This is a genomic window from Saccharicrinis aurantiacus, from assembly GCF_001660705.2.
In the GTDB taxonomy this organism is placed as follows: domain Bacteria; phylum Bacteroidota; class Bacteroidia; order Bacteroidales; family Marinilabiliaceae; genus Saccharicrinis; species Saccharicrinis aurantiacus.
The window spans coordinates 240,665-266,416 of record NZ_LYBV02000034.1 but is presented as its reverse complement, the minus strand read 5'-3'; the positions used below and the strand labels follow the sequence as shown (position 1 = coordinate 266,416).

The following is a 25,752-nucleotide window of genomic DNA, read 5'->3' as shown; positions in this document are numbered from 1 at the left end:
ATGTTCTTATGGTAATATGAGTATTTCTATAAAGAAATTTTCAAGGGTGTTTATATATTTGCCTTTGTTATAAATATAGAGAGGAAGTGTTCTTTTTAATGTTGTTTGTTGATAAAATATACTTAAGAATATTATGAGAAATTGTGAAAAGAAAAGGTTTGGTTGGATTGATGCAACTAGAGGAGTTGGAATAATACTAGTTGCTTTCTGCCATATTTACTTTGAATATACTAGAATGTATATTTATAGCTTTTTAATCCCGCTTTTCTTTATTATATCAGGGATGGTCTATGATAAAAGAAAGTATTCTAATACGTATTCTTTTGTAAAACAAAGGGCAAAGCAGTTATTATACCCATATTTTTTGTGGTCTTTTCTTCTTTTTTCATTTTGGGCAGTTGCTGATTCTGGGGATTATTCTATAATTGATGGTTTTATTGGTATATTTTATGGTATATGTGATCATAAATATCTCGATTGGGGTATGATGATGTGGTTTATTCCTACTCTCTTTGTTACAGAAATACTATATGATTTCATATCTCGTAGGCGAGATCAAATACACATTGTAGTGATTTTTTTAACTTTTTTTGGATACTGTTATTGTCAGGAGATAAATTATAAGTTGCCCTGGAATATTCATATTTCATGCATAATGTTATTCTTTTATCATGTTGGAAATATTAGTCGAGGGTATTTCATTAAAGGAACGAACATACAATATGCACTATCAATTCCTGTTTTATTTTTGCTTTATCTAATTTCATGTACATTAAATGGAGATATTTATAGTGAGAGAGGTGAGTTTAATAACCTATTTCTTTTTGTGTTGTCAGGTATATCAGGCACATTCTTAATAATGTGTTTCTTGAAGCTGTTGCATATTAGGTGTCTCGAAGTAATTGGATGTAGCTCTTTGTTTATAATGATATTACATTTGCGTACTTATACTGTTTTTAAAATTATAGAGTATTATATTTTTAGTATTGAGCATAAAGATTCAGTTATATCATCAATTATTTTTACCACTCTTGCTATATCTTTAATTACACGACTGACAATTTTAGTTAGAAAGAGATTTATTCTTTTACTTTACCCAACATATTTATCTAAAAGTTAATCATGGTACTGAAAATTTCTCGTTTAATAAGGAGTAGCAAGCAACTTCACTTTTGTTGTGCAATTATTTTATTAAGCATATTTATCTCCTTATCTAACTATTTTAGGATCCCAATTGGGGGTGCTTCAGATTTTATAAAGTATGCGGTTCATTTTGTTATACTAACTTTATCTGTTATAGGCGTCTTAGGTATCTTGTCAGTTAGCCGCAGGGTGTTTATGATAATTGGACCAGTTGTGATATTTTTGTTTGCAGTAAGTGCCTCTTCATTATATCTTTATAATATCACTGTGACTAGTGAGATAATTGAAGTTATTTTTAAAACACATTGGGCTGTTACTAAAGAGTTTATAGGTACATCATTTGTGTTCTTATTTGTATTCCTATTTATAGGTCTGGTTTTTATAATGTGGTTAAGGTTAAGGTTGGCACGTATTCAAACTCAACAGAAGATACTCCTATTTTTTGTATCTTTATTATTGATTTTTCCAGCTATAGCTGCTAATAAAAAAAGGTATAATACAATGATAAGTCGTGTGCCTTTTTCATTAATAAATGCAACAAAAGAATATTATTTAACACTCAAGAATAGTCAGTTAGAGCGAAAAGTAATCGGTGAAGATGCTTATTGTACTAATGAAGATTCGGTAATAGTAGTGCTTGTATTAGGGGAATCTCTTCGGAACGATCACTTATCCTTCAATGGATATGATAAGTGTACCAGTCCATTATTAGAAAAGAGAAGAATATATTCATTTAATAAAAATAGGTCTTTACATACATATACTGCAGCATCTATTCCACAAATATTAACTAGAGCAGATTCAATGAATCTGCAAAGAGCATATAATGAAGAGTCCATTATATCTTTGTTTAAACGAGTTGGCTATAATACTGTTTGGCTAGCAAATCAGGTGCCTGATTATACCTACGCGGCCCTTGCAAAAGGGAGTGATATATATCTTAATTTAAATGCTCAAAACAGCGATTATTCCGATGCATTATCTACTGATCAAAATATACTTAATGTAGTTGATCAGCATATAAATGGTATTAATTATAAAAAGAAGTTTCTTATACTTCATACCCTTGGGTCACACTGGTATTACAATTATCGGTGTCCTCTGGATATGAGAATATTCTATCCTATTATTAATTCAAGATCATTCGTTGATAATAGTTCGGAGCAAATGATAAATTCTTACGATAATACAGTGTATTTTACAGACTATTTCATAGATGAGATAATCTCAAAATTAGAGGGTAAAAACTCGATTTTAATTTACGTATCTGATCATGGTGAATCTTTAGGTGAAGATGGAAAGTGGCTTCATGCTACAAATCATGAAAGCTTATATAATGCGGCTTGCTTTATATGGATGTCTGATCGGTATATAAGACGATATGGCCTAAATCCTCATCAAAACACTTCAAAAAGAACAAATACTAGCTCAATTTTCCATACTCTTTTGCAGGCAGGAGGTATACAAAGTAACATACTTGAAATGAATAAGAGTCTGCTTTCTGATGATTTCTGTCAATACTAGTTCTAGTGAAAGCGAGGGTGTTTTGGGCACCCTCGTTATATAATAAATTTTAAGGGACCTTATTGAGATAAAGCCTCTGCACCACCAACAATTTCTAATATTTCGTTGGTAATTGCTCCTTGACGTGCTTTGTTATAACTTAATTCTAAATCGCTAATTAATTCACTTGCATTATCTGTTGCCTTGTGCATAGATGTCATTCGAGCACCATGTTCCGAAGCAATAGATTCAAGTATGGAACTGAAAAACATTGTTTTTAATGACTTGGGAACAATATCCTCAAGAACGGCATTCATGCTTGGCTCGTAAATATAATCAGATGTTTGATTTACATCAATCTTAGGCAGTTCTATTGGTAGGAATTGCTTTGCACTTACATTCTGTACCGCTGCATTTACAAACTCATTATAAACAAGAATTACTTTATCGTATTTTTTATTTAAGAAGTCGATAATGATTTGATCAGAAATTAGTTCCACATTATGGAATGCTATATCGCTATAAACTGCATTGTTTGAAATTGCACAGAGTGTTCCTGCTGTTTTTAAAAGCTTTTCACCTTGTTTTCCAATCGACATAACATCAACTTTTGATTGTTGATGTAGATCGCTAAAATCAGTGTTTAATAGTTTGTTAACTTCTTTACTAACATTAGAATTAAAAGCACCACACAAACCACGATTAGATGTAATCATTACGATTAATACCTTTTCTAAGTCCCGTTCTTCGGTAAGTTTTAATTGATGACCTTCCTCCAAAGAACTTATTATATCATAAATAATATCATTTAGTTTTTCGGCGTAAGGTCTAATCTTAACAATATCGTCTTGTGCTTTTTTAAGCTTGGCAGCAGATACCATTTTCATGGCACTGGTTACCTGACGTGTTGTTTTTACCGAATCAATTCTGGTTCGTATGTCTTTTAAACTAGCCATCTATATTTTATTCATCTGATTTATAACGTCGGGCAACATCTTTAGCTACACTTGTTATTACTTCCATTTCAGCATCTGTGATCACTCCTTTAGATAGGTTTGAAACTGCATCTGCGTGACGCATCTCTAATTCATCGATAAAGTTAGTTTCAAACTCTTTAACCTTTTCTAATGCTACATCAGACATTAAGCCTTGCGTACCACAATAGATTAATGCGACCTGATGTGCTACTTTAGCAGGTGAATATTGAGGTTGTTTTAATAGCTCAACATTTTTCCGTCCCTTATCTAAAATCGCCTTTGTAGCAGGATCAAGATCAGAACCAAATTTTGAGAAAGCTTCAAGTTCGCGATATTGAGCTTGATCAAGTTTTAGTGTACCAGATACTTTCTTCATCGCTTTAGTTTGGGCACTACCACCTACACGAGAAACGGAAATACCTACATTAATGGCTGGTCGCACTCCAGCATTAAATAAGTTACCTTCAAGGAAAATTTGACCATCAGTAATGGAAATTACATTGGTTGGGATATAGGCAGATACATCACCAGCTTGTGTTTCAATAATTGGAAGTGCAGTTAATGAACCGCCGCCTTTTACTTTTCCTTTAATCGAATCAGGTAGATCATTCATTTTTGATGCAATCTCATCTGACTCAATTATTTTTGCAGAGCGTTCTAATAAACGTGAATGCAAATAAAATACATCCCCAGGATAAGCTTCGCGACCAGGAGGACGACGAAGTAGTAACGAAACCTCACGATATGAAACCGCTTGCTTCGATAAATCATCATAAATAATTAAGGCAGAACGGCCTGTGTCTCTAAAATACTCTCCAATTGCTGTACCTGTAAAGGGAGCATAAAATTGCATTGCAGCAGGATCGGCTGCGGTTGCAGAAACTACTGTAGTGTAAGGCATTGCGCCATACTTTTCTAATGTATTTACAATTCCGGCTACAGTTGATCCTTTTTGCCCCACAGCAACATAAATACAGTATACTGGATTGCCTTGATCGTAGAATTCTTTTTGATTAATGATGGTATCAATGGCAATGGCTGTTTTACCAGTTTGGCGGTCGCCAATAATCAACTCACGCTGACCACGCCCAATTGGAATCATTGAATCAATAGCCTTTAGGCCTGTTTGTAGAGGTTCTTTTACCGGTTGGCGATATAAAACACCAGGCGCTTTACGTTCAAGAGGAAATTCATAAACTTCACCTTCAATGGCGCCTCGTCCATCGATAGGATTGCCATTAGTGTCAACAACACGTCCGAGCATTCCATCGCCAACTTTTACTGAGGCAATTCTATTAGTTCGTTTTACGATATCTCCTTCTTTAATCCCTGTTGAAGTTCCTAAAAGAACAACCCCAACATTATCTTGCTCAAGGTTTAAAACAATACCATTGCAACTTTCAAACTCAACAAGTTCGTTAGCACGTACATTTTGCAAGCCGTAAACACGGGCAATTCCATCACCTACCTGCAGCACAGTACCAACCTCTTCAAGATCAGTATTAGAAGTAAAACCTTCTATCTGTTTTTTTAATAATTCCGATATCTCGGCTGGCTTTATTTTTTCCATTGGTATTAATCTTTAACCAGTAGTAACTAACTTAATAGTTGTTTTTTAATTTGTTTTAGCTTTGATGAAATTGTAGTGTCAATTAGTTTTCCATCAAGCATAAGCATAAATCCTCCAATTAAATGTTCTCTTACAACAACTTCTAATTCAACAATAGATTTAAGCTCTTTTGCTAAAAAGGACTGAATATTAGCAATGTATTCTTTATCGAGCAGAATGGCTGTATAAAGCGTAACTGTTTTTATCTGTTGTTCCTTTTTATACATTGCAATGAAATCCAGAGTAATGTATTGAAGCATTCCTTCTCGATTGTTATCAACTAGCATAGTTAAAAACTTCATGGTAACTTCATTCACATGCTCCCCGAAAACATCTTGAAATAATTTCTTTTTCTTATTTTTCGGTATTACAGCACTATTGAGAAATTCGCTTAGTTTGTTGCTATTGCCATATTGCTCTTTTATCAATTGCATATCTTCATTCACCTTTTCAGAGATGTTTTTATCTATGCTTAATGAATATAAGGCTTTTGCGTAACGAACAGATATTAAACTATAATCCATGAAATTTTATTCGCTTAATTAGTTGAAATTCGCTTTGTCCAAGTGCTTGTTGATTAATTCCTTTTGTTTTTCATCTGTATCAATTTCTTTATCGATAAGAATACTGGCAATTTGAATTGACATGTCAGCTACTTGGTTCTTTAATTGATTAATGGCCGTTAGCTTATCGGTTTCGATTTGTTTACGGGCAACATTTAACAATTTTTGCGTTTCCTCCTGAGCACTTTCTTTTGCCTCAGCAAGAATGCTATCTTTTAAAGCACGAGTATCTTTTAAGAGCTCATCTCTTTCCTTTTTAGCCTCATCCATCATTTTTTGACGGGTTGCTACCATTTCTTCAACATCAGCCTTAGCTTTTTCTGCGGCTTGTAGAGAATATTCAATGGTATCTTCTCGCACTTTTAGGGCTTGTAGGATTGGTCCCCAAGCATACTTTTTTAGTGCTAAGAATAATCCAACAAACGAAATGGTAGTCCAAATAACTAAACCAGGATTTGGAGTTAATAAAAAGTCCATAGTCTTAAATTTAACCCATACAAATGGGGATAATTATCCTTTTAATAAAGCAACAACAACGGCAAATAAGGCAACGCCTTCAATAAGAGCCGCAGCTACAATCATAGCAGTTTGAATTTTAGAACTAATCTCTGGTTGGCGAGCCATTGCTTCCATAGCACCATTGGCTAATTTTCCAATACCTAAAGCCGCACCAATAACGATTAAACCTAAACCTAAAGATGTAATAACTACTGAATCCATAATCTCAATTTTTATTTTATATTTATTTTAATTCTTAATGTTCTTCATCTGCAACAGCCATGCCTATAAACATGGCTGAGAGTAATGTAAATATATAAGCTTGTAATAAAGCCACTAAAAGCTCTAGCATAAACATTACCATTGATAATAATACAGATACAGGTGATATTATTACTGTATTTAGAATAAATATTAAACATACTAAACTTAGTATAATAATATGTCCTGCGGTAATGTTTGCTAATAAACGAATAGTTAATGCAAATGGCTTTGTAAATAATCCTATTATTTCTACGGGCACTAATAATACTTTAACAAAAGCTGGAACTCCTGGGGCTGTTAATGTATGTTTCCAATAGCTTTTTGAGCCATTAATATTTGTGACTATGAAAGTCATAATTGCCAACACCATTGTAACTGAAATATTCCCAGTAAAGTTGCTACCTCCTGGAAAGAAGGGTACTAAACCAATTAAGTTATTAATCCATATAAAGAAAAACACTGTTAGTAAGTACGGTACAAACTTATGCGCCTTATGGCTTCCTATTTGCTCTTCTGCAATGTCATTTTTTACAAAAATAATAATTGGCTCAAAAAAAGATTGTATCCCTTTGGGTCTACTTGGTTTATCAGAATACATTTTAGCAATTGTTATGAAAATTGCTAAAATAATTATTAATGATAACCACATCGACCATACATTTTTTGTTAATGAAAAGTCAAAAGGTTTTTCATTGATGATATGGCCGTGACTATCTTTTGTTACAACTCCTTCTTTATTGGTTTGGTAAATAGTTCCGTGGTCGTATATGAAATACTGTCCTTTGCTTTGCGCGATATGAGTTTTTTTATCAAACTTTGAAAATAAGAATGTATGTATTTTCCCTTCGCTATAAAGCAATATAGGAAGAGGAATTTCGATGTGTTTTTCGTTTTCTCCCTCACCCCAAGATACAACATGCCAAGAGTGTGCATCTGAAATATGATGCATAATGAGATCTGTAGGGTCAAACTCTTCGTCTTTTGAGCTTTTTTCAGAAGCAAAAAGAGGTATAGAAACCAATATTACGAGGAGTAAACTAAAAACTTTTTTCATTAGTAATGACTGTTGTTGTATTTTTAAAGATCCTTACCTGTTATCGACAGTAAAGCCAACGCCAAGGTAGAATAAATAATTAACCATAAATACGAGAGAAAGTTGAATCTTATATGGATTATTACTTAAAATAATTGGTAAAAGATAAATTAAGGCCATTGTGAATCTTACCGAAGTAAGTATTATTGAAATGATTAACGTTTTATCTTTTGCCTTTTTAATTGCAAGACCAAAAATGTATAAAATACCTCCAAAAACTAGAGCCATATATAAATTTATATATAGTATTTCTATTTTTAGATTTGGTAATAATAATTGCGATAATAGATAATTTCCTAATACTATTAAACCAAGTAATATAATCCTTATGGTTGATAACTTCATTGAGGTTAATTTGAATTAACCTTTTTCTTTTATTTCAGTTTTAGGTTGATTTACATCTCCCATTTTACACGATCCTGTAAATGTTGCTCCTGGCTCTATTGACAATTTAGACGTAAAAATGTCACCTAGTAGCTTAGACGCATTTTTAAGAGATAGTAATTCAGACACTTTAATCACACCTTGAATAAGCCCGGATAATTCAGCATTTACACACTGTACCTCACCAATAATTTTTCCTTTGGAACCAATAACTACCTTTCCTTTAGATATGATATTCCCTTCAACTTCTCCATCAATCCTAATATCACCGTTGGTTTCAACATTTCCAATAATTTTGGTCCCAGAACCAATCATATTGGGTAGTTTATTATCGGTTTCATTTGATTTTGCCATACTATTACTTACTTTTTTCTTTTTAAACCACATGCTATAATAATTGCCCACCAAAGAAAATAAAAATTTAAATTTCCAGGGTATTTAAAGTGCTATTTTTAGTTAAATATTGAACTAATTATTTTTGTCTGCTATTAAATCTACTAATTTCTTAATTTGTTTTTCTTTTTTAACCTGTCTAAGGTCTTGTGCAGTTTTGGTATAATATCTATGAGCTTTTAAGAATTCTAGTTGGTATACATGCCATTCGCTGAGCGACATTTTAGTGTGGCAAACACAGATCTCCTTCCATAAACGATCAGAAATTGGAATAAAATCAGCTCTGCCTAAATAATCTAGGTCCGCATCTTTTAGTACCTTTTCACTTATACTTAGAGGTATTGTATTTTGTTTTGTAGCCATTATCAGATTACATATTTCTTTTATCTCGTCAGCTGTGTATCTGTATTTAGAGAGAGTTTCTTGAGCGATTTTAACACTTTCTTCCTCGTGATTATCTATCACATTAATAAAACCAACATCATGAAAAAGTGCAGCTAGTTTAACTATAAGTAACTCACCCATTGAAAGACCTTCTGATCTTCCTATAATTTCAACTTGTGTGCATACGTCAATTGTGTGAAATACGCTATGGTAATGTAGATTTTTTGATAATTTATTTTCTAATAAATCTAAAATATACTCTTCGATATCAATATATTGTACCCATTTTATTTTAGTGTTAAACTTACTGTTAGGGATAATTCCTAAGCCATCAACTGAGAGTTCCTTTTTAATTTGATTAACGAAATACATATCGGTTTCACCTTTATATTTAATAGGCATTTTCCCTCTATATTTGCAATCGAAGAAATCTTTTACTAATTCATATGTTACTCCAGAAATATTAATCTTCCCAGCTATCCCCGAAGATTCCATCCGGCTAGCAATATTGACACTGTCTCCCCAAATGTCGAATGATAGTTTTTTTCTGCCTATTGTGCCAGAAATAACGGGCCCCGTATGTACGCCAATTCGTACCTCCCAGAAATCCCCAGCTTCTTTTTTGTTATCAATATTTGCTTGCTTCATGAATTTTTGCATTTCTAAAGCTGCTAGGATAACCTCTATCGGATTAGTGCTGTTTTTAATTGGTATTCCTCCTGCACACATGTAGGCATCACCAATTGTCTTAATTTTTTCTATGCGGTACTTTTCAACAACTTCATCAAAACGTATGAAAAACCTATCTAGTTCATCAATAAGTGTTTCTGGGTTTAAATGCTCTACTATTTTTGTAAATCCTTGTATGTCGGCAAACAAAACGGTTACCTTATTATATTTTCTTTTTGGAGATTGTTGTTTCGGAAGAATATTGTCAACTCTAGATTGTTCGGTTTTAAAGAAGTTTATACCTAGGGCTTTTTTAAAGATCTCGATCTGGTTATTTATATGTTTTCTAAGAGATCCTCTAGCTATAATAATAAGACCTATTAGTATAGCTGTGGTTAATAAGAACCAAAGCCAATAGTTACTTTTAACCTTAATGCTAATCTTTTCGGATAGTTTATTAGTTTGTACATAGAATGTATATTCTGAAGGGTCTAAATTGCTGTATGAAACTGAATTTTGATAAGTAGAATCGGATCTGTTAGATTGCATCCCTTTTAGGTAGAATACCTTAAGTATAGGTTGCGAATTTTTAGATCCAAGATCAAAGGTTAATAAATCATTTTTATTAATATAAATAATTGAATCTTCATCTAACAATATTGTATCTAGATTAACCGTTATGTTATCGATCAGAATTTCTTTATTCTGCGATAGAAGAGATAGTTCTGATATTAGTAGAGAAATGAACAACCACAAATAGAAATTTATATGTAGATATTTAATTTTCAAGATTATTAGATTTTATGAATATGTAGTTGTATTTATATCAAAAGTAGTATATTTATTCGCAAAATAAACCAAGTTTATTTAATAAGAACACATATGGAGAATTCTGAAAAAATCATTGTTGTACCATTCGACTTTACGCCTGTAGCATTCAATGCAATAGAGCATGCTAAAATTTTATCATTGAAGCAAAATGCTACTATAGCCTTGCTGCATATAGTAAAAAAGGATGATGACATCGATAAAGTAACTGTTACATTAAATGATGAAATACTAAAACTTAAATCCATCAATCCTAAAACTACATTTAAAGGAATAGTAAGAGAGGGTACTATTTTTAAAACAATTAATAGTGTTGCCGATGAGATAGGCGCCATTATGCTTGTTATGGGAACGCATGGAATTAAGGGGATGCAAAAGTTAACTGGAAGTTGGGCGCTGAAAGTTATTGTTGGTTCTAAAATCCCTTTTTTAGTGGTTCAGGATCCTCCTGCTCCAAATGAGGTTCGTAAAATAGTTTTTCCTGTTAATTTCAAAACTCAAAACAAAGAGAAGCTAATTTGGGTGGATTTTTTAAGTAAATTTTATCATACAAAAATTTATCTATTCGGAATCTCAAATAAAGGAGGTGAGGTTGACTCTAGAACGAAAGCTAATCTAGCATTTTGTAAGAATTTTCTTTCAGAGAGGAATATAAATTACGAATTGTCTATTTCAACAGGAAAAGAATCTTTAGCCCAAGAGACAATTGCATTTGCAAAACAAATAGAGGCTAATGTAATTATGACAATGACAACTAGGGATATAGCCTTTCATGATTATGTGCTTGGAACAGCAGAGCAGCAAATTATCGCTAATGAGCATAAAATACCTGCAATGGTCGTAAATCCGCGAACTGATTTAATGAAATATGGTTACGGTGGTTTCTAATTAAATTTGCATAATAAAAAAACAACGTCTACCTGCCGTTGTTTTTTGTTTTGTAACAATATTAAATAAAATATGAATCTTGTATTTGCAACTCATAACCCGAATAAATTATCAGAGGTAAAAGAATTACTACAGAACTCGATCTCGTTAAAAGGATTGGACGAGATAGGTTGTTTTAGCGAAATTCCAGAAACAGGCAATACTATCGAAGTTAATGCTACTCAGAAGTCGTCGTTTGTTGCTAATAAGTATCAAATAAACTGTTTTGCTGACGATACTGGTCTCGAAGTGGAATATTTGAATGGAGAACCAGGGGTTTACAGTGCCAGGTATGCTGGTGAGGCTAAAGATCCTAACGCAAATATAGAATTGCTTTTGAGTAACCTAAAAGGAGTTGAGAATAGAAAGGCCAGATTTAAGACGGTAATTTCATTAATCATAAATAACGAAGAGTTTTTATTTAAAGGAATTGTGAATGGTGTAATCTCAGAATCGCCTATTGGAAGTAAGGGGTTCGGGTATGATCCAATCTTTATTCCTGATGGTTATACAAAGACATTTGCTGAAATGGATTTCGAGGTGAAAAATACAATAAGTCATAGAGCATTGGCGGTTAATAAATTGATAGGCTTTTTAAATCAGTTATAAATAATGAATAAGGTATTATTAATTATACTATCACTTTCGTATTCTGCTATTTTTTCTCAAGTTCCTATTGGGGCTTGGCAAGAGCATATAGCTGTGAATGATGTGTTTCAGGTACAGAAATCAGAGAATAAAATATTTTCTTTTGCACGTAATGGATATTTTGTTGTTGATTCAGAAGAAGAAACAATGACGAAATACACAAAGCTTAACAGGTTAAGTGATGTGGATATATCAGCAGCAATAATTCTTCCTGATCAGAAGAGTGTTATGATTGGTTATGCAAATGGGAATATAGATATAATTGAGGGTGATAATTGTATTAATATTCCCGACCTTAAGTTAAAGCAATTATCAGTATCGAAAGTTATTAATAATATTACTATAGTAAATAAGCAAGCTTTCTGTTCTACAGATTTTGGAATATTGGTGGTTGATTATAAAAATCACGAGATCGAGGATACCTATTATATTGGGGATAATGCAGCGGAGATAAAGATAAATCAGATTTGTACACAAAATGATTCAATCTATGCAGCGACTGATATTGGCTTATTAGGAGCTCCTATAGCAAGTAATGCGCTTGCATTTTATGAAACTTGGAAGAATGTTTATCCAGCCAATGAGTTTCTCGATATTATTCCTCATGGTTCAGGAATTTTAGCTGTCAGAAAATCAAATAATAAATTGTATGAAGAGAATAATATAGGAAACAATTGGAGCTCGCGTGCTATTGAATCTTCTTTTGTAAAATATCAGCAGACAGAGGAAGTGATATATTCAATATATGAGGATAGTATACAGGTCTCAAATAAAAATCTTGAACTTCAAGGTAAAATTACATTTTATGACCTTGAAGATAAAAACTTTACACCCAACTTTACTTCCGTAATAGAAGATGGTAATAAGACTTGGCTTGGAGATGAAGTCTTAGGTTTGGTCGAAAAGCAAGCATTTAACGATATTCAATATTTGCCTAACGGACCTTCAACAAATAGGACATTTAAAATTGCTGCTTCAGAGGGTGTTGTATATGCTGTACCAGGTATCCCACATGAAAATTCATATACTCCTACCGCTTATCCGGCAGAATTATCAATTCTTAAGCAAGGGAGCTGGGAAGCGATTAATAAATATACGGACTCAAAATTAATTGGGTTAAGAAATTTTTGTGATATTGCTATTGATCCAAACAATCATAACAAAGTTTATATTGCTAGTAGATATGGAATAGTTGAATTTGAAAATAGCAAAGTATCTAACCATTTTACACACATTAACAGTACCATTGAACCAGTAGACTCTTGGGACTTAATAAATGGCTTAGCTATAGATGATGATGGTAATCTCTATGCAAATAATCAGTCCATTAGTTTTCCAATTCAAGTTAAATTCGGGAATGAGAAACGAGATTGGCGTAAAAACGAATATTATTATTTTGCAAGTAATGAACAAGCCGCAAAATACCGAAATATGATTATATCTTCACAAGGCTTTTTATGGAGTACATGTAAATATATAAATGAAGGACTTTATGTGTTTGATTTTAATAACACATTAGAAGATGCTTCAGATGATACTGTAAAAGGTCCCATTCAAGGATCTGAAGATAATCGTTGTGAATATTTAAAATTCTGGGATGAAAATGGAGCAGTTATTGATGTAACTCCAAATGCACTCTGTGAAGATAAGGATGGTTACATATGGATAGGTACGAATTCAGGTATTCTTGTATATTATCGGCCAGAAAGAATATTTGAAGAAGAAAAGCCTGTTGCATCTCGAATCAAAATTTCAAGAGAGGATAGTAGTGATTTAGCAGATTACTTATTGGATAATGTTGTGATTACTGCGATTCAAACTGATGGTGCAAATAGAAAGTGGATCGGGACAGAAACTGATGGTGTCTACTGTGTTTCACCAGATGGCATTAAAACGATTCATCACTTTAATAAAGATAATTCTCCTTTACTTTCAAATTTTATAACTACAATTGCGATTGACCCAAGTAATGGGATGGTATATTTTGGGACAGATAATGGGATAGTTTCTTATATGAATGAAGCAGTAAATGGTAAAGAGTCGTATAATGAAGTCTATGCATTTCCAAATCCTGTTCAGCCTGGGTATGAGGGTGTGATTACTATTGCAAATTTAGTTGACGACTCAACTGTGCGTATTACAGATGTCAGCGGTAAATTAGTTTATCAAGGTATCTCACTTGGAGGGCGTTTGGTTTGGAATGGGCGTAATATTTACAATGATAAAGTAAAGTCAGGAGTGTATATTGTATACGCTACAAATAAAGATGGATCTGAAACTGTATCCACAAAAATAATGATTATAAATTAATTTTAGATTTAGAGAATAATGCTTAAAAAGGTAACGCTAATTATACTATCTGTTGTACTATTTCTAAGCCTCGTTTTTTGTTACATTTATTTCTCAAGTTTAAAAAATTATAGTAATAATAATATAATAAAGGCTGTTCCAGATAATGCGTTTTGTATTATGCGTATTAATAACTTAAAGGGGACCTATAAAACAATTCTAAATAAAACTAATTACAAAAAAGAACTTGAAAGTTTTAATTGGTTTAATGATTTTGTCAAACATTCAGATGTACTCATTGATAGTGTAGTAGAGACCCCTCTTAATCAAATTTTATCAAATAATTTAAGTGTTTCTTTACACACGAGTGGCGATAAGTCAATTGATGCTTTATACTTATATCGCTTAAAAAATAAAGCTGAAGAAAGTAGTATCAAAGATTACCTTAGAGGATCTTTACCCAATGGACTTCATGTTGACAAGAGAAGGTATAATGCTAATGATATATATGAGATAGTATTACCACAATCAGATAATTACTATGTTTCTTTCACCTCGGGTATTTTAATAGTAAGTAAGTCAAGTCTTTTAGTAGAAAAATCGATACGACAGGTTCAATCTGCAATCTCCTTGTTAGATGATACTTCTTTTAATTTGGTATTAAAAACAATGGGGCAATCGGATGATGCAAATCTGTTTGTTAACTTTAATAGAATACCAGATGCTCTATTACCATTGTTTGATAGATCTTATTATCCTGAACTTAAAGGGTTGAAGTTTTTTGGATCTTGGGCTGAGTTTGATGTAAATATTAAGGATGATAAGTTGTTATTGAATGGTTTTATTAGTTCTAACGAGAATCAGAATAAATTAAATCAGATATTTAAAGATTGTAGTCCACAATATTCTAAGATTTCAAAAGTAATTCCGGCTAATTCCGGTCTTATCCTTGCTTATACTTATAACAAATCAGTAAAGCTTAAGAATAATCTTAATACGTACCTTAAAAATAATAATCTTCAATCGGATTATAAAAAAGGGTTTTCAAATGGCAATTCTGAAGGTTTAATTTTTGAATTAATGGATAGCGAATTTGCATTAGTTGATGCGAATATAAATAGTTTAAGCCCTAAAGAAGGCAGTTTTTTAGTGTTGAAAACCAAAAGTGAGAACAGAGCAAAAAGTAGTCTATCTAAGCTATTTAACAAGCCATTAAAGGAGACAAGTTTTTACCAGTTAGATAAACAAACAAAGATCGCTATTTATAAAAACGATCGCGAAAACGATTTTACGAATATCTTCAAACATTTACTCCCTTATACTCCAAGCAAATATTTCTCATTTTATAATAATCATATATTCTTCGCAAATACTAAAGAATCGCTTAAGCAGATTCTATATGCTAATATTCTAGGTAAAACTATCCATTATAATAGTTATAATAAAATCTTCTCAGAAAATTTTGCTTCAAAGCAGAATGTTTATTTTTATTGTAATCTAGCGAATGTAGCCAAACATTTTAACCCTAAACCAAAGTGTACTTTATTAAATCCTAACGCAGAGCAGAAAGAAGCTCTTAATAACTTTTATGGCTTAGGAATTCAATTGGCAACTAACAATAATATGCTGTATTCTAATATTTGCATACAACATAACCCTTCGCGTAGCCAAGAGCCGCAAACAATATGGCAAAGTAAACTTGATAGCTCTGTGCACTTTAAGCCAAGTATTGTACTAAATCATTATACAAAGGAAAAGGAAATATTAATTCAGGATTTGAGTAATAAAGTTTATCTTATAACTCCAGATGGTAGAATTTTGTGGGAGAAAAAACTCAACAAACCAATACTCAGTGATATTTATCAAATTGATTTCTATAAGAATAATAAACTTCAATATTTATTTAATACAGAGGATCGTATTTATTTGTTAGATAGAAATGGCAATAATGTTGAGCGTTACCCCATCAATCTATCAAATAAAGCTACCAATGGCTTAGCCTTGTTTGACTATGATAAAAACAAAATTTATCGGATTTTTATTGCGACAGCAGATCATAAAACTCAAGTGTATGATAAAAAAGGGAGTATAATTACAGGTTGGAAAGCCTCCAAATCAGAGCATATTGTCAGTCAAGAAATACAGCACATTCGAAATAATGGAAACGATTATATTATTTATGCCGATGAGAATAGGAATTATATTTTGAATCGTAGAGGAGAAACTAGGCTCACCATCAAGGACGATTTCTCACGTAATAAATTAAGTTCAGTTTTCTGTGTAAACAATAAACTAGTTACCACAGATACTTATGCAAATATCCGATTCATTGATTTGAAAGATGGTAATGTTACAACTAAAAACCTTCTTAATACAGAGCTTTCGCATTACTTTACTATGGTTAGTAAAGGTAGTGAAACATCGTATATTTTAGTCACACAGAATAAAGTGATGATTTATAATAATAAGTTTAAAGAAATGGCATCAATTGATATTAAGGGGACTTTAGCGTTGCATGCAGATATTTATCAATTCTCGTCTACCGATTATAAAATTGGTGTTTATGATGAAGAAAACAAAAAGATTTTCCTTATTAATAAGGATGGGTCGTTTTATAAAAACTTCCCTTTAAAAGGTTCTTCTCGTTTTAGTATTGGGTTTCTCACTAAAAAGAAATCTAACTTTAATTTAATTGTTGGAGGGGAAAATAATTATTTGTATAACTATACAGTTCAATAGATTCAATTATGGATAAACTTAAAATAGGGGTATTAGGGGCATCAAACCATTTAATTAAACGAATTATACTACCTCTAAAAAACACGAATAATTGTGAGTTATACGCTATAGCCTCAAGATCTGAAGAAAAGGCAAAAAAGGTTTCTAGTAAATTTGGGATTCCTGTCAGCTATGGTAACTATGAGGATTTACTTAGCGACGAATATGTTGATGTCATTTATATACCACTTCCCAATCATCTGCATTGTGAATGGATTAAAAAATGTGCTGATGCAAATAAGCCGATATTGTGTGAAAAGCCCATTTCTCTTAATAGAGAAGAAGCATTAGATGTATTTACTTACACAAAGCAAAAAAATGTTTTGTTGATGGAGGCTTTTATGTATAAATTTCATCCATTATGGTTACATGTTAAAAACATTGTTGATACCAACCAAATTGGAGCCATTCAGTATATTAATGTCGCATTTTCGTATAACAATCCGAGTATAGCTAATATTAGAAATATTAAAGAATTCGGTGGAGGAGGGATGTATGATATTGGCTGTTATGCCGTTTCTGTACCTCGTTTTTTATTAGGGAGTGAACCCAAAAGGGTAGTTTCTTTATTGAATAGAAACGAGGAAACAAAAACAGATACATTATCATCGGCCCTAATGGATTTTGAAGGTACTAATGTAACTTTTAATGTATCAACATTATCTGAAGCAAACCAGAATGTTGAAATTGTAGGCGCAGCAGGGCGAATATCTATACCTATTCCGTTTAATACTTATGTTGATACGGAGAGTGAAGTGTGGGTGCACACTGCTCAAGGCAGTAGAAAGCTTACATTTGAAGTAAGCGATCAATATGGCTTGATGTTTGAAGCATTTGCTGAGGCAATTATTAAGAATCAAGATCTTCCCATATCTGCTCAAGATTCAATTAATAATGCAGCAGTTATTGATGCGATATTTAAATCATCGGAAATAAATAGTTGGGTTACATTATAAACAAACTAATTGTAATACGAGCTCAACTATAACAGTTGGGCTTTTTTTATTTGTAAATCTGAGAAAACCACAAATTCTTAATACTTTCGTCAATTCAATAAAATTTCATTTTTCATAAATGTATAAGATATTTGCTGATATAATTTTACCAGTTCCGCTTCCACGGCTATTTACTTATGCTGTACCTTGGGATATAGCAGAGAATCTAGAGGTAGGAATGCGAGTAATTGTACCCTTTGGAAAAAAGAAATTCTATTCGGGGGTAGTATATCAATTACATGATAATGAGCCGCAAGATTATGAGGTTAAGGAAATTGGTACAGTACTCGACGAAACACCTGTAGTTACAATAACCCAACTTAATTTTTGGCAATGGATTGCCGATTATTATATGTGTACCCTAGGTGAGGTTTATAAAGCTGCATTACCTGCGGGTTTAAAGTTAGAGAGTGAAACAAAGATTCATTATAACGCAGATTGGGAGAAAGAAGAGGCTTTAACTCAAAAAGAATCCCAGATTTTAGATATTCTTCAAGAGAAGAAGGTAGCCTCTATACAAGAGCTTAATAATCTTTCGGAAATTAAAAATGCACTACCTACTGTAAAGCGATTACTCGATAAGGAAGCTTTATTTGTGAGTGAGAAACTGAAAGATGGTTTTAAGCCTCGTACACAAAAGATTATTGGAATTTCAGCAAAGTATCAAAAGGAACAAATGTTGCAGAATGCTTTTACGCAATTGGGTAGAGCAAAAAAGCAGCTTGAGGTACTAATGACTTTGCTTACCTTAATAGGAGGAGCGCATCCTGAGAATTTTGCAAAAACAATTACGCGTGATTTGCTGAAAAAGAAATGTGATACTACGGGGGCAGCAATTAGGCAGATAGTGCAAAAAGGAATCCTTGAAGAGACGGACGAGATTATCTCTCGCCTAAATCAAAGCGATACGCAAATTAAAGAATTACATCCGCTTACAAGCGAACAGGAAAAAGCTTATGTGGAGATTAAAGCTCAATATCGCGAAAAAGATGCGGTTTTGTTGCATGGTGTTACATCAAGTGGAAAAACTGAGATATACATACATTTAATTGAGGAACAAATAAAACTAGGTAATCAAGTACTTTATCTGTTACCAGAGATTGCCTTAACCACTCAAATAACGCAGCGACTTAAGGCCGTGTTCGGAAATAAGTTGGGTGTTTATCACTCTAAATATAGCGATGCAGAACGAGTTGAAGTTTGGGATGATATACTGAAGAAGAATAATTATCAGGTTATCATTGGAGTTCGCTCTTCAATTTTTCTTCCTTTTGATAAGTTGGGATTAATTATCATTGACGAGGAGCATGAGAATACCTATAAGCAATTTGACCCAGCACCACGATATCATGCCCGCGATACCGCAATTGTTTTAGCAGCCATGCATAAGGCAAAAGTATTGTTAGGAACTGCAACACCATCCATTGAGACCTATTATAATACGCAGATAGGCAAATTCGGATTGGTAGAATTGTTTAATCGCTACGAAGGTATTCAGATGCCCGAGATAATTACTTCTAATGTAAGAGAAGAGCGACGAAAAAAACGCATGGTAACCAATTTTTCTCCAATTTTAATTGATGAAGTAAGAGGTGCCTTAGCTAAAAATGAACAGGTTATTTTATTTCAAAACCGACGAGGTTTTTCACCTTATATAGAATGTAATCAGTGCGCGTGGGTGCCCAAATGCGATTATTGTGATGTCAGTATGACCTATCATAAGCATAATAATCAGTTGATATGCCACTATTGTGGGCATAGTTATTTTTTGCCACGCACTTGTAAGGCTTGTGAATCTCATGAGCTTGAAACTAAAGGTTTTGGGACTGAAAAAATAGAGGAGGATGTAAAGTTAATGTTGCCAGAGGCTTCGGTGTTGCGTATGGATTTAGATACAGCCAGAACTCGAAAGGCACATGAGAAAATAATCAATAGCTTTCAGAGTGGCGAGGTTGATATATTAATAGGTACTCAAATGATATCGAAAGGATTAGATTTCGATAATGTTAGTATAGTAGGTATATTGAATGCAGACAGTATGCTTAACTATCCCGACTTTAGGGCTTTTGAGCGTTCATTTCAGTTAATGTCGCAAGTAAGCGGACGTGCAGGGCGTAAGAATAAACAGGGAAAAGTGATATTACAAACTACAAATCCTGATAATCCTGTTATCTTGGATGTGATCAATAATAATTTCAAGAATCATTATAATGAGCAATTGGCAGAGCGTGAGTTGTTTAAATATCCTCCTTTTTATCGACTCGTCTATTTCACTGTACGACATAAAAACAATAGGCTAGCTGAGCAAGTCGCAGATTATTTTACTAATTATTTACGATCGATATTTGATTCAAGAGTTATTGGTCCGCAAGAACCTCCAATCAGCAAAATTCAAAATTGGCATTTACGTAAGGTGATGGTAAAAATTGAGAAAGGTGCATCTCTTAAAAAAGTTAAGGAATTAATTAATCAAGCAATAATTGCGTCGCTTTCTCATCCGGCATTTAAAGCCGCTCAAATTCAAATCGACGTGGATCCAATGTAGTGGTTCAAAAATGAATATTGCTTTTAGCTGCTAATATTTGTTTTATATTTGCTGCGTCTTTATAAATAGTACAATAAAGTTAAACGGTCAAACTCAATATAAATGTCAAAAGAGTTCTTCAACGATTTATTCGAATCCTTTAATAATAAAAATATTCTCATTGTTGGGGATGTAATGATAGATTCCTATTTATGGGGAGATGTTAATCGTATTTCGCCAGAAGCACCAGTGCCTATATTATCGGGTATTGGTCGTGAAGATCGCTTAGGAGGAGCCGCTAATGTGGCCCTTAATATTCAAGCCTTAGGGGCCAATCCAATTTTGTGCTCAGTTATAGGTGATGATTTACGAAGTCATGATTTCTTTAGTTTACTTGATAATCAAAAGTTGAGCAGTGAAGGGATCGTAAGGTGCGAAAACAGGATGACGACTGTTAAAACTCGAGTAATTAGTCAACAGCAACATTTGTTGCGCGTAGATGAGGAAATAACAAGTCCAATCCCAGAAGTAACTGAAGCCAAAATTCTTGGGCAATTTCACACAGTCATCGAAAATAATGCTATTGACGCAATTATATTTGAAGATTACGATAAAGGCGTAATTACGCCCCGAGTAATAAAGCGCATTGTTTCAATTGCTAATGAACTTGGTATACCAACATTAGTTGATCCCAAAAAACGTAATTATATCGACTATCAGAATGTTACATTCTTTAAGCCTAATTTTAAGGAGTTTACAGAAGGGTGTAAGTTAGATCTTAAAAAAGGACCTAGTGACGAGTTGGTGCAGGCTGCCTGTAAGTTTCAGGAAGATCAGAATATCGACATTTTAATGGTAACCTTATCGGAATATGGTGTGTTTATCTCCAAGAAAGGGGGAGCTAATTATATTGTTCCTGCAGAAATACGAAATATTGCTGATGTTTCGGGAGCAGGAGATACTGTAATTAGTGTTGCCACTTTGTGTCTGTTACAAAAGTTGGATCTGAATAAGATTGCTCGCGTCTCTAATATGGCAGGGGGCTTAGTTTGTGAAGAATCAGGAGTTGTTCCGATAAATAAAAAGCTTCTTTTAGAGGAGTGCTTGGTTAAAATTACTGACTAATTAAGGCTTTTTAAAAGAGTTGGGTTATAAATAATCAGTGTAACTTTTATACTGTTTTTCGTATACGTTATTTTAATTAAAAGTTTAACTTTGACAAGCTTTAAAAATCAGACAACTTGATTTGGCTTAACTAAGTAATTTTAAAATACTTAATTGATTTAATTACTGAATATGGGAAAGATCATTGCACTTGCAAATCAAAAAGGGGGAGTCGGGAAAACTACAACTGCTATTAATTTAGCGGCAAGTTTAGCGGTTCTTGAGTATAAAATTCTTTTAGTAGATGCCGATCCTCAGGCAAATGCCACATCTGGTTTGGGCTTCGACTTAAGAGAAATTGATGCAAGTATTTACGAATGTATCGTAGATGACATTGAACCAAAAACGGCTATATTAAAATCAAATATTGAAGGTTTAGATTTGCTACCTTCTCATATCGATCTTGTTGGTGCTGAAATTGAGATGCTCAATAAGCCCGAAAGAGAGAATGTATTAAAAAATGTGTTAGCACAAGTACAAGCCGATTACGATTTTGTTCTTATTGATTGTTCTCCATCCCTAGGGTTGATTACAGTTAATGCGCTAACAGCAGCTGATTCTGTTGCTATACCAGTACAGTGTGAGTACTTTGCACTTGAGGGGTTAGGAAAGCTTTTAAATACAATAAAAATCATTCAAAGTCGTTTAAATACCGATTTAGAAATAGAAGGATTTTTATTAACAATGTACGATTCTCGCTTACGATTATCGAATCAGGTTGTTGAAGAAGTACAGCGTCACTTCCAAGATATGGTTTTTGAAACGCTAATTGCTCGAAACATCAAGCTGAGCGAAGCTCCAAGTTATGGAAAAGCAGTTGTTGAATACGATGCAACTTCTAGAGGTGCTCAAAATTATTTGAATTTGGCACGTGAGTTATTGCAGAAAAATAATATGACTAAAATCGATAATAAAGATAAGGTCTTAAAATAATAGAATACAATATACAGAATGGCTAAAAAGAATGCTTTAGGAAGAGGATTAGGTGCACTTATTGAAGGAACAGATGATGTTGTAAAAAATAAGCCCCTCTCAGGAATGAATGAGATTGATGTGAGTAAAATTGTAGCCAATCCTTGGCAACCTCGCTCTCATTTCGACGAAGAAAAGCTTCAGGAATTAGCCGCTTCTATAAAAGAAATTGGAATTGTTCAGCCTTTAACCGTTCGTAAATCAGGTAATACTTATCAGTTAATTGCCGGAGAACGTAGGTTTAGAGCTTCTAAAATGGTAGGCCTTGATAAAGTACCTACTTATGTTCGAACTGCTGATGATGATACAATGCTTGAAATGGCATTGGTTGAGAATATTCAGCGTGAGGATTTAGATCCGATTGAAGTTGCCATCAGTTACCAGCGTTTGATAGATGAGTGTAATCTTACACAAGAAAGTATGTCGGAACGTGTTGGTAAAAAGAGGGCGACAGTAACAAACTACCTTCGATTATTAAAACTCCCTGCCGAAGTTCAGTTAGGGCTTAGAGATAAATTATTGGGAATGGGACATGCCCGTGCCATTATTGGAATCGACAACTCTAGAGAACAAATTAAGCTGTTTAAGGAAATTGTAAAAAACGATTATTCAGTTAGAAAAGTGGAGGAGTTGGTTCGTGAATATAATAATCCTAGCGAACCTAAAAAATCAACTAAGCCTCAACTGCCTGAAGAATATCAGCAATTGAGTAATCAGATATCAAGTGTTTTTAAAACAAATATTAAATTCTCTCGTGATGATAACGGAAAAGGAAAAATTGTAATTCCTTTTGCATCGGATGAAGATTTAGAAAAAATCATTGGCATTCTGGATAAAGCAAATAACAAGTAACAAACCGATACATTTAAAAGCTTTATTTTGATCAATATTAAAAGTAGTCTGCGGGTAATTGGATTGATAGCAATCCTCAACTCTTTTGCAATTAATGCAAAGGCGCAGAGTGACACAGCATATTTTGAAGTCGCAGACACCTTGGTTTTTTTACCCGAGCCTGAAGTTAAGTTACACTCTCCTCATAAAGCTACCTTATACTCAGCTATACTACCTGGTTTAGGACAAGCATATAATAAGAAGTATTGGAAGATTCCTTTGGTTTATGCAGCACTTGGTGGTTTAGTTTATGCCATTGATTTTAATAGTACCTATTACAGTAAATACAAAACTGCTTATCGCGATTATGTAATTCAAGATCCCAATAATAAGAGTTATTTAGATGTTTTACCACCTGTATATGACGAGGATGATCTCAAAAATGATGCTCGTTTAGATGCGTGGTTTGAGGGACAACTTGAAAATAAAAAAAATTACTACAAACGCTATCGCGATTTAAGTTATGTTGGTATTGTACTTGTATATGTTCTTAACCTTGTTGATGCAAGTGTAGATGCTCATTTTAAAACCTATGATGTTAGCAACGACCTTAGCATTCATTGGGAACCTATCGTAACTCCTATCGGATCGCAGTTTAATCATGTTGGATTGCAGGTTCGGCTTGTATTTTAGCACTACTCTCTTTTGCCAAGTTTAATTTTATCAACAGAGTAAAATCATTGTAATGAAGACATTATTTTCTACCATATTAATTTTAATCACATGTATATGTGTTTCAGCTCAAACTGAAATAGCACTTAAGGATACGCTTAATTTAGGAACTGATGTTGAAGAAGGTGCTTTTACTGAGAGTCTTGATGATTTAGCCTTTAAAGGGATTGAGTCTATTCATGCAGATTCGCTTAGGATAGCAGCAGAACGTGCCTTGAAGAATATTCCAGATTCAATTTATATTAATCGCTTACAGAGTATTGAGTCTCCCATTAATTTCCCATACAATAGTAAGGTAAAAGCTTACATTGAATTGTATACAAAACGAAAAAGAAATCAAGTGTCAATAATGCTTGGTTTGTCAGAATACTATTTCCCAATATTTGAAGCTCAACTTGATGCTGCCGGTTTGCCGCTAGAGTTGAAATATTTGCCGATAATTGAATCGGCCTTAAATCCAAGAGCATTTTCTAGAGTGGGAGCTTCGGGTTTGTGGCAGTTTATGTATCCCACAGGAAAACAATATGGATTACAAGTTAACTCTTACGTTGATGAGCGACGTGATCCTATAAAAAGTACAGAGGCAGCAATAAGCTATTTATCAGATTTATATGAAATGTATAACGACTGGTATTTGGTGATAGCAGCTTATAATTGTGGTCAGGGTAATGTAAATAAGGCCATTCGCAGATCAGGTGGTAAAAGAGATTTTTGGGAAATCTATCATAGATTACCTCGCGAAACACGTGGTTATGTGCCAGCATTTATTGCTGCAGCATATACTATGAATTATTATGAAGAGCACTTAATCAGTCCGCAAAAATCAGATATTGTATTAGAAACTGATACAATAATGATCAATAATTTATTGCACTTTAATCAAGTAGCGGCTATGATGGATGTTAATGTTGAAACTTTACGAGAGCTCAATCCACATTATCGTTTAGATGTTGTGCCAAGTATAAATAAAGAATATGCGCTAAAATTACCAACAAAAAGTATTGATTCGTTTATTGATAAAGAAGAGTTTATCTACTCTTTTGAGCGAGAAAAGTATTTTGCATCAAACAAGCTTGTTGAGCCAAGTAACCATCATTACGCACCATCGGCACCTAAGAATAAAACTAAGTTATACTATACGGTTAAATCAGGCGATGCTGTTGGTTTAATTGCAGATTGGTATGATGTAAGAACTTCGGATTTAAGATATTGGAATAATATAAGTAGAAATCTTATAAAGGTTGGTCAGAAGTTAGCAGTATATGTTCCTAATAATAAAGTCGCTTATTATCAGCAAATAAATAAAATGAGCTATGCTCAGAAGAAAAATCTAGATGGTAAAACGGTTGTAATTGCATCTAAGTCATCTGTTAAAACACCGGTAATGCATTCTGGAGATTACGAAGTTTATACAGTTAGAAAAGGTGATAATTTGTGGACCATTGCTAAAAAATATCCAGGTGTTTCAAATGCCGATATCATGCAGCTTAATGGTATTTCAGATGCGTCAAAATTAAGCCCAGGTCAAAAACTAAAAATTAGGCCTAAGAGTTAATTTGCCATGTAGCGCTTTAATATATTTAG

Annotated in this window: 22 protein-coding genes; 13 read left to right on the top strand and 9 right to left on the bottom strand. The window is 33.2% G+C overall.

Features of this window, described 5'->3' with window-relative positions; translation table 11 throughout:
- Positions 1–133 precede the first annotated feature (133 nt).
- Both A8B35_RS17770 and A8B35_RS17765 read left to right on the top strand, forming a co-directional pair.
- Entirely contained in the window at positions 134–1,120 is a 987-nt protein-coding gene (locus tag A8B35_RS17770) for an acyltransferase family protein (protein WP_068474813.1), read from the top strand.
- 290 nt (positions 1,121–1,410) lie between these two features.
- On the top strand, positions 1,411–2,667 hold the full coding sequence (locus A8B35_RS17765) for a phosphoethanolamine transferase (protein ID WP_222844173.1): 1,257 nt from the start codon (positions 1,411–1,413) through the stop codon (positions 2,665–2,667).
- A 59-nt stretch (positions 2,668–2,726) separates the two neighbouring features.
- On the opposite strand, the gene atpG is transcribed toward A8B35_RS17765, so the two are convergent.
- The 9 genes from atpG to A8B35_RS17720 all read right to left on the bottom strand — a co-directional run bounded on the left by atpG (position 2,727) and on the right by A8B35_RS17720 (position 10,269).
- Positions 2,727–3,602 carry an ATP synthase F1 subunit gamma gene (atpG, locus tag A8B35_RS17760; protein WP_068474808.1) on the bottom strand — a complete coding sequence of 292 codons (876 nt, stop codon included), beginning with the start codon at positions 3,600–3,602 and terminating at the stop codon, positions 2,727–2,729.
- Between the two features lie 7 nt (positions 3,603–3,609).
- Positions 3,610–5,193 (bottom strand): F0F1 ATP synthase subunit alpha, encoded by a 1,584-nt coding sequence (gene atpA, locus A8B35_RS17755; protein ID WP_068474806.1) that lies wholly within the window; start codon positions 5,191–5,193, stop codon positions 3,610–3,612.
- A 26-nt stretch (positions 5,194–5,219) separates the two neighbouring features.
- Positions 5,220–5,756, bottom strand: coding sequence for an ATP synthase F1 subunit delta (atpH, locus tag A8B35_RS17750; RefSeq protein WP_068474803.1), 537 nt, complete (start codon positions 5,754–5,756; stop codon positions 5,220–5,222).
- 18 nt (positions 5,757–5,774) lie between these two features.
- The gene (atpF, locus tag A8B35_RS17745; RefSeq protein WP_068474800.1) at positions 5,775–6,272 is read right to left on the bottom strand and encodes a F0F1 ATP synthase subunit B; all 498 of its coding nucleotides are present in this window, start codon (positions 6,270–6,272) and stop codon (positions 5,775–5,777) included.
- A 33-nt stretch (positions 6,273–6,305) separates the two neighbouring features.
- Entirely contained in the window at positions 6,306–6,515 is a 210-nt protein-coding gene (atpE, locus tag A8B35_RS17740) for an ATP synthase F0 subunit C (protein WP_171973234.1), read from the bottom strand.
- Positions 6,516–6,549: 34 nt separating this feature from the next.
- Positions 6,550–7,611, bottom strand: a complete 1,062-nt coding sequence (gene atpB, locus A8B35_RS17735) for a F0F1 ATP synthase subunit A (RefSeq protein WP_068474794.1) — start codon at positions 7,609–7,611, stop codon at positions 6,550–6,552.
- A 33-nt stretch (positions 7,612–7,644) separates the two neighbouring features.
- Complete coding sequence (locus A8B35_RS17730; protein WP_068474791.1) at positions 7,645–7,995, bottom strand: hypothetical protein; 351 nt, start codon at positions 7,993–7,995, stop codon at positions 7,645–7,647.
- A 15-nt stretch (positions 7,996–8,010) separates the two neighbouring features.
- The gene (locus A8B35_RS17725; protein WP_068474904.1) at positions 8,011–8,388 is read right to left on the bottom strand and encodes a bactofilin family protein; all 378 of its coding nucleotides are present in this window, start codon (positions 8,386–8,388) and stop codon (positions 8,011–8,013) included.
- A 114-nt stretch (positions 8,389–8,502) separates the two neighbouring features.
- Positions 8,503–10,269 (bottom strand): adenylate/guanylate cyclase domain-containing protein, encoded by a 1,767-nt coding sequence (locus A8B35_RS17720; RefSeq protein ID WP_245820815.1) that lies wholly within the window; start codon positions 10,267–10,269, stop codon positions 8,503–8,505.
- A gap of 93 nt (positions 10,270–10,362) precedes the next feature.
- On the opposite strand from A8B35_RS17720, the gene A8B35_RS17715 reads away from it, so the two are divergent.
- The 11 genes from A8B35_RS17715 to A8B35_RS17665 all read left to right on the top strand — a co-directional run bounded on the left by A8B35_RS17715 (position 10,363) and on the right by A8B35_RS17665 (position 25,723).
- Complete coding sequence (locus A8B35_RS17715; RefSeq protein WP_068474787.1) at positions 10,363–11,196, top strand: universal stress protein; 834 nt, start codon at positions 10,363–10,365, stop codon at positions 11,194–11,196.
- 72 nt (positions 11,197–11,268) lie between these two features.
- The gene (locus tag A8B35_RS17710) at positions 11,269–11,844 is read left to right on the top strand and encodes a non-canonical purine NTP diphosphatase (protein ID WP_068474784.1); all 576 of its coding nucleotides are present in this window, start codon (positions 11,269–11,271) and stop codon (positions 11,842–11,844) included.
- A gap of 3 nt (positions 11,845–11,847) precedes the next feature.
- Positions 11,848–14,193: a type IX secretion system anionic LPS delivery protein PorZ gene (porZ, locus tag A8B35_RS17705; RefSeq protein WP_068474781.1), complete on the top strand. Its 2,346-nt coding sequence runs from the start codon at positions 11,848–11,850 to the stop codon at positions 14,191–14,193.
- Positions 14,194–14,352: 159 nt separating this feature from the next.
- Positions 14,353–16,911: a DUF3352 domain-containing protein gene (locus A8B35_RS17700; RefSeq protein WP_139314929.1), complete on the top strand. Its 2,559-nt coding sequence runs from the start codon at positions 14,353–14,355 to the stop codon at positions 16,909–16,911.
- 8 nt (positions 16,912–16,919) lie between these two features.
- Positions 16,920–17,906 (top strand): Gfo/Idh/MocA family protein, encoded by a 987-nt coding sequence (locus A8B35_RS17695; RefSeq protein WP_068474775.1) that lies wholly within the window; start codon positions 16,920–16,922, stop codon positions 17,904–17,906.
- Between the two features lie 118 nt (positions 17,907–18,024).
- A complete protein-coding gene (priA, locus tag A8B35_RS17690) occupies positions 18,025–20,490 on the top strand; it encodes a replication restart helicase PriA (protein ID WP_068474772.1) in 2,466 nt (821 codons plus the stop codon).
- A gap of 102 nt (positions 20,491–20,592) precedes the next feature.
- Positions 20,593–21,594, top strand: coding sequence for a bifunctional heptose 7-phosphate kinase/heptose 1-phosphate adenyltransferase (locus tag A8B35_RS17685; RefSeq protein WP_068474770.1), 1,002 nt, complete (start codon positions 20,593–20,595; stop codon positions 21,592–21,594).
- Positions 21,595–21,765: 171 nt separating this feature from the next.
- Complete coding sequence (locus A8B35_RS17680; protein ID WP_068474768.1) at positions 21,766–22,566, top strand: ParA family protein; 801 nt, start codon at positions 21,766–21,768, stop codon at positions 22,564–22,566.
- Positions 22,567–22,584: 18 nt separating this feature from the next.
- On the top strand, positions 22,585–23,457 hold the full coding sequence (locus A8B35_RS17675; RefSeq protein WP_068474765.1) for a ParB/RepB/Spo0J family partition protein: 873 nt from the start codon (positions 22,585–22,587) through the stop codon (positions 23,455–23,457).
- Positions 23,458–23,484: 27 nt separating this feature from the next.
- On the top strand, positions 23,485–24,129 hold the full coding sequence (locus A8B35_RS17670; protein ID WP_245820814.1) for a DUF5683 domain-containing protein: 645 nt from the start codon (positions 23,485–23,487) through the stop codon (positions 24,127–24,129).
- Between the two features lie 52 nt (positions 24,130–24,181).
- The gene (locus A8B35_RS17665; protein WP_068474758.1) at positions 24,182–25,723 is read left to right on the top strand and encodes a lytic transglycosylase domain-containing protein; all 1,542 of its coding nucleotides are present in this window, start codon (positions 24,182–24,184) and stop codon (positions 25,721–25,723) included.
- The last annotated feature ends 29 nt before the right edge of the window (positions 25,724–25,752 follow it).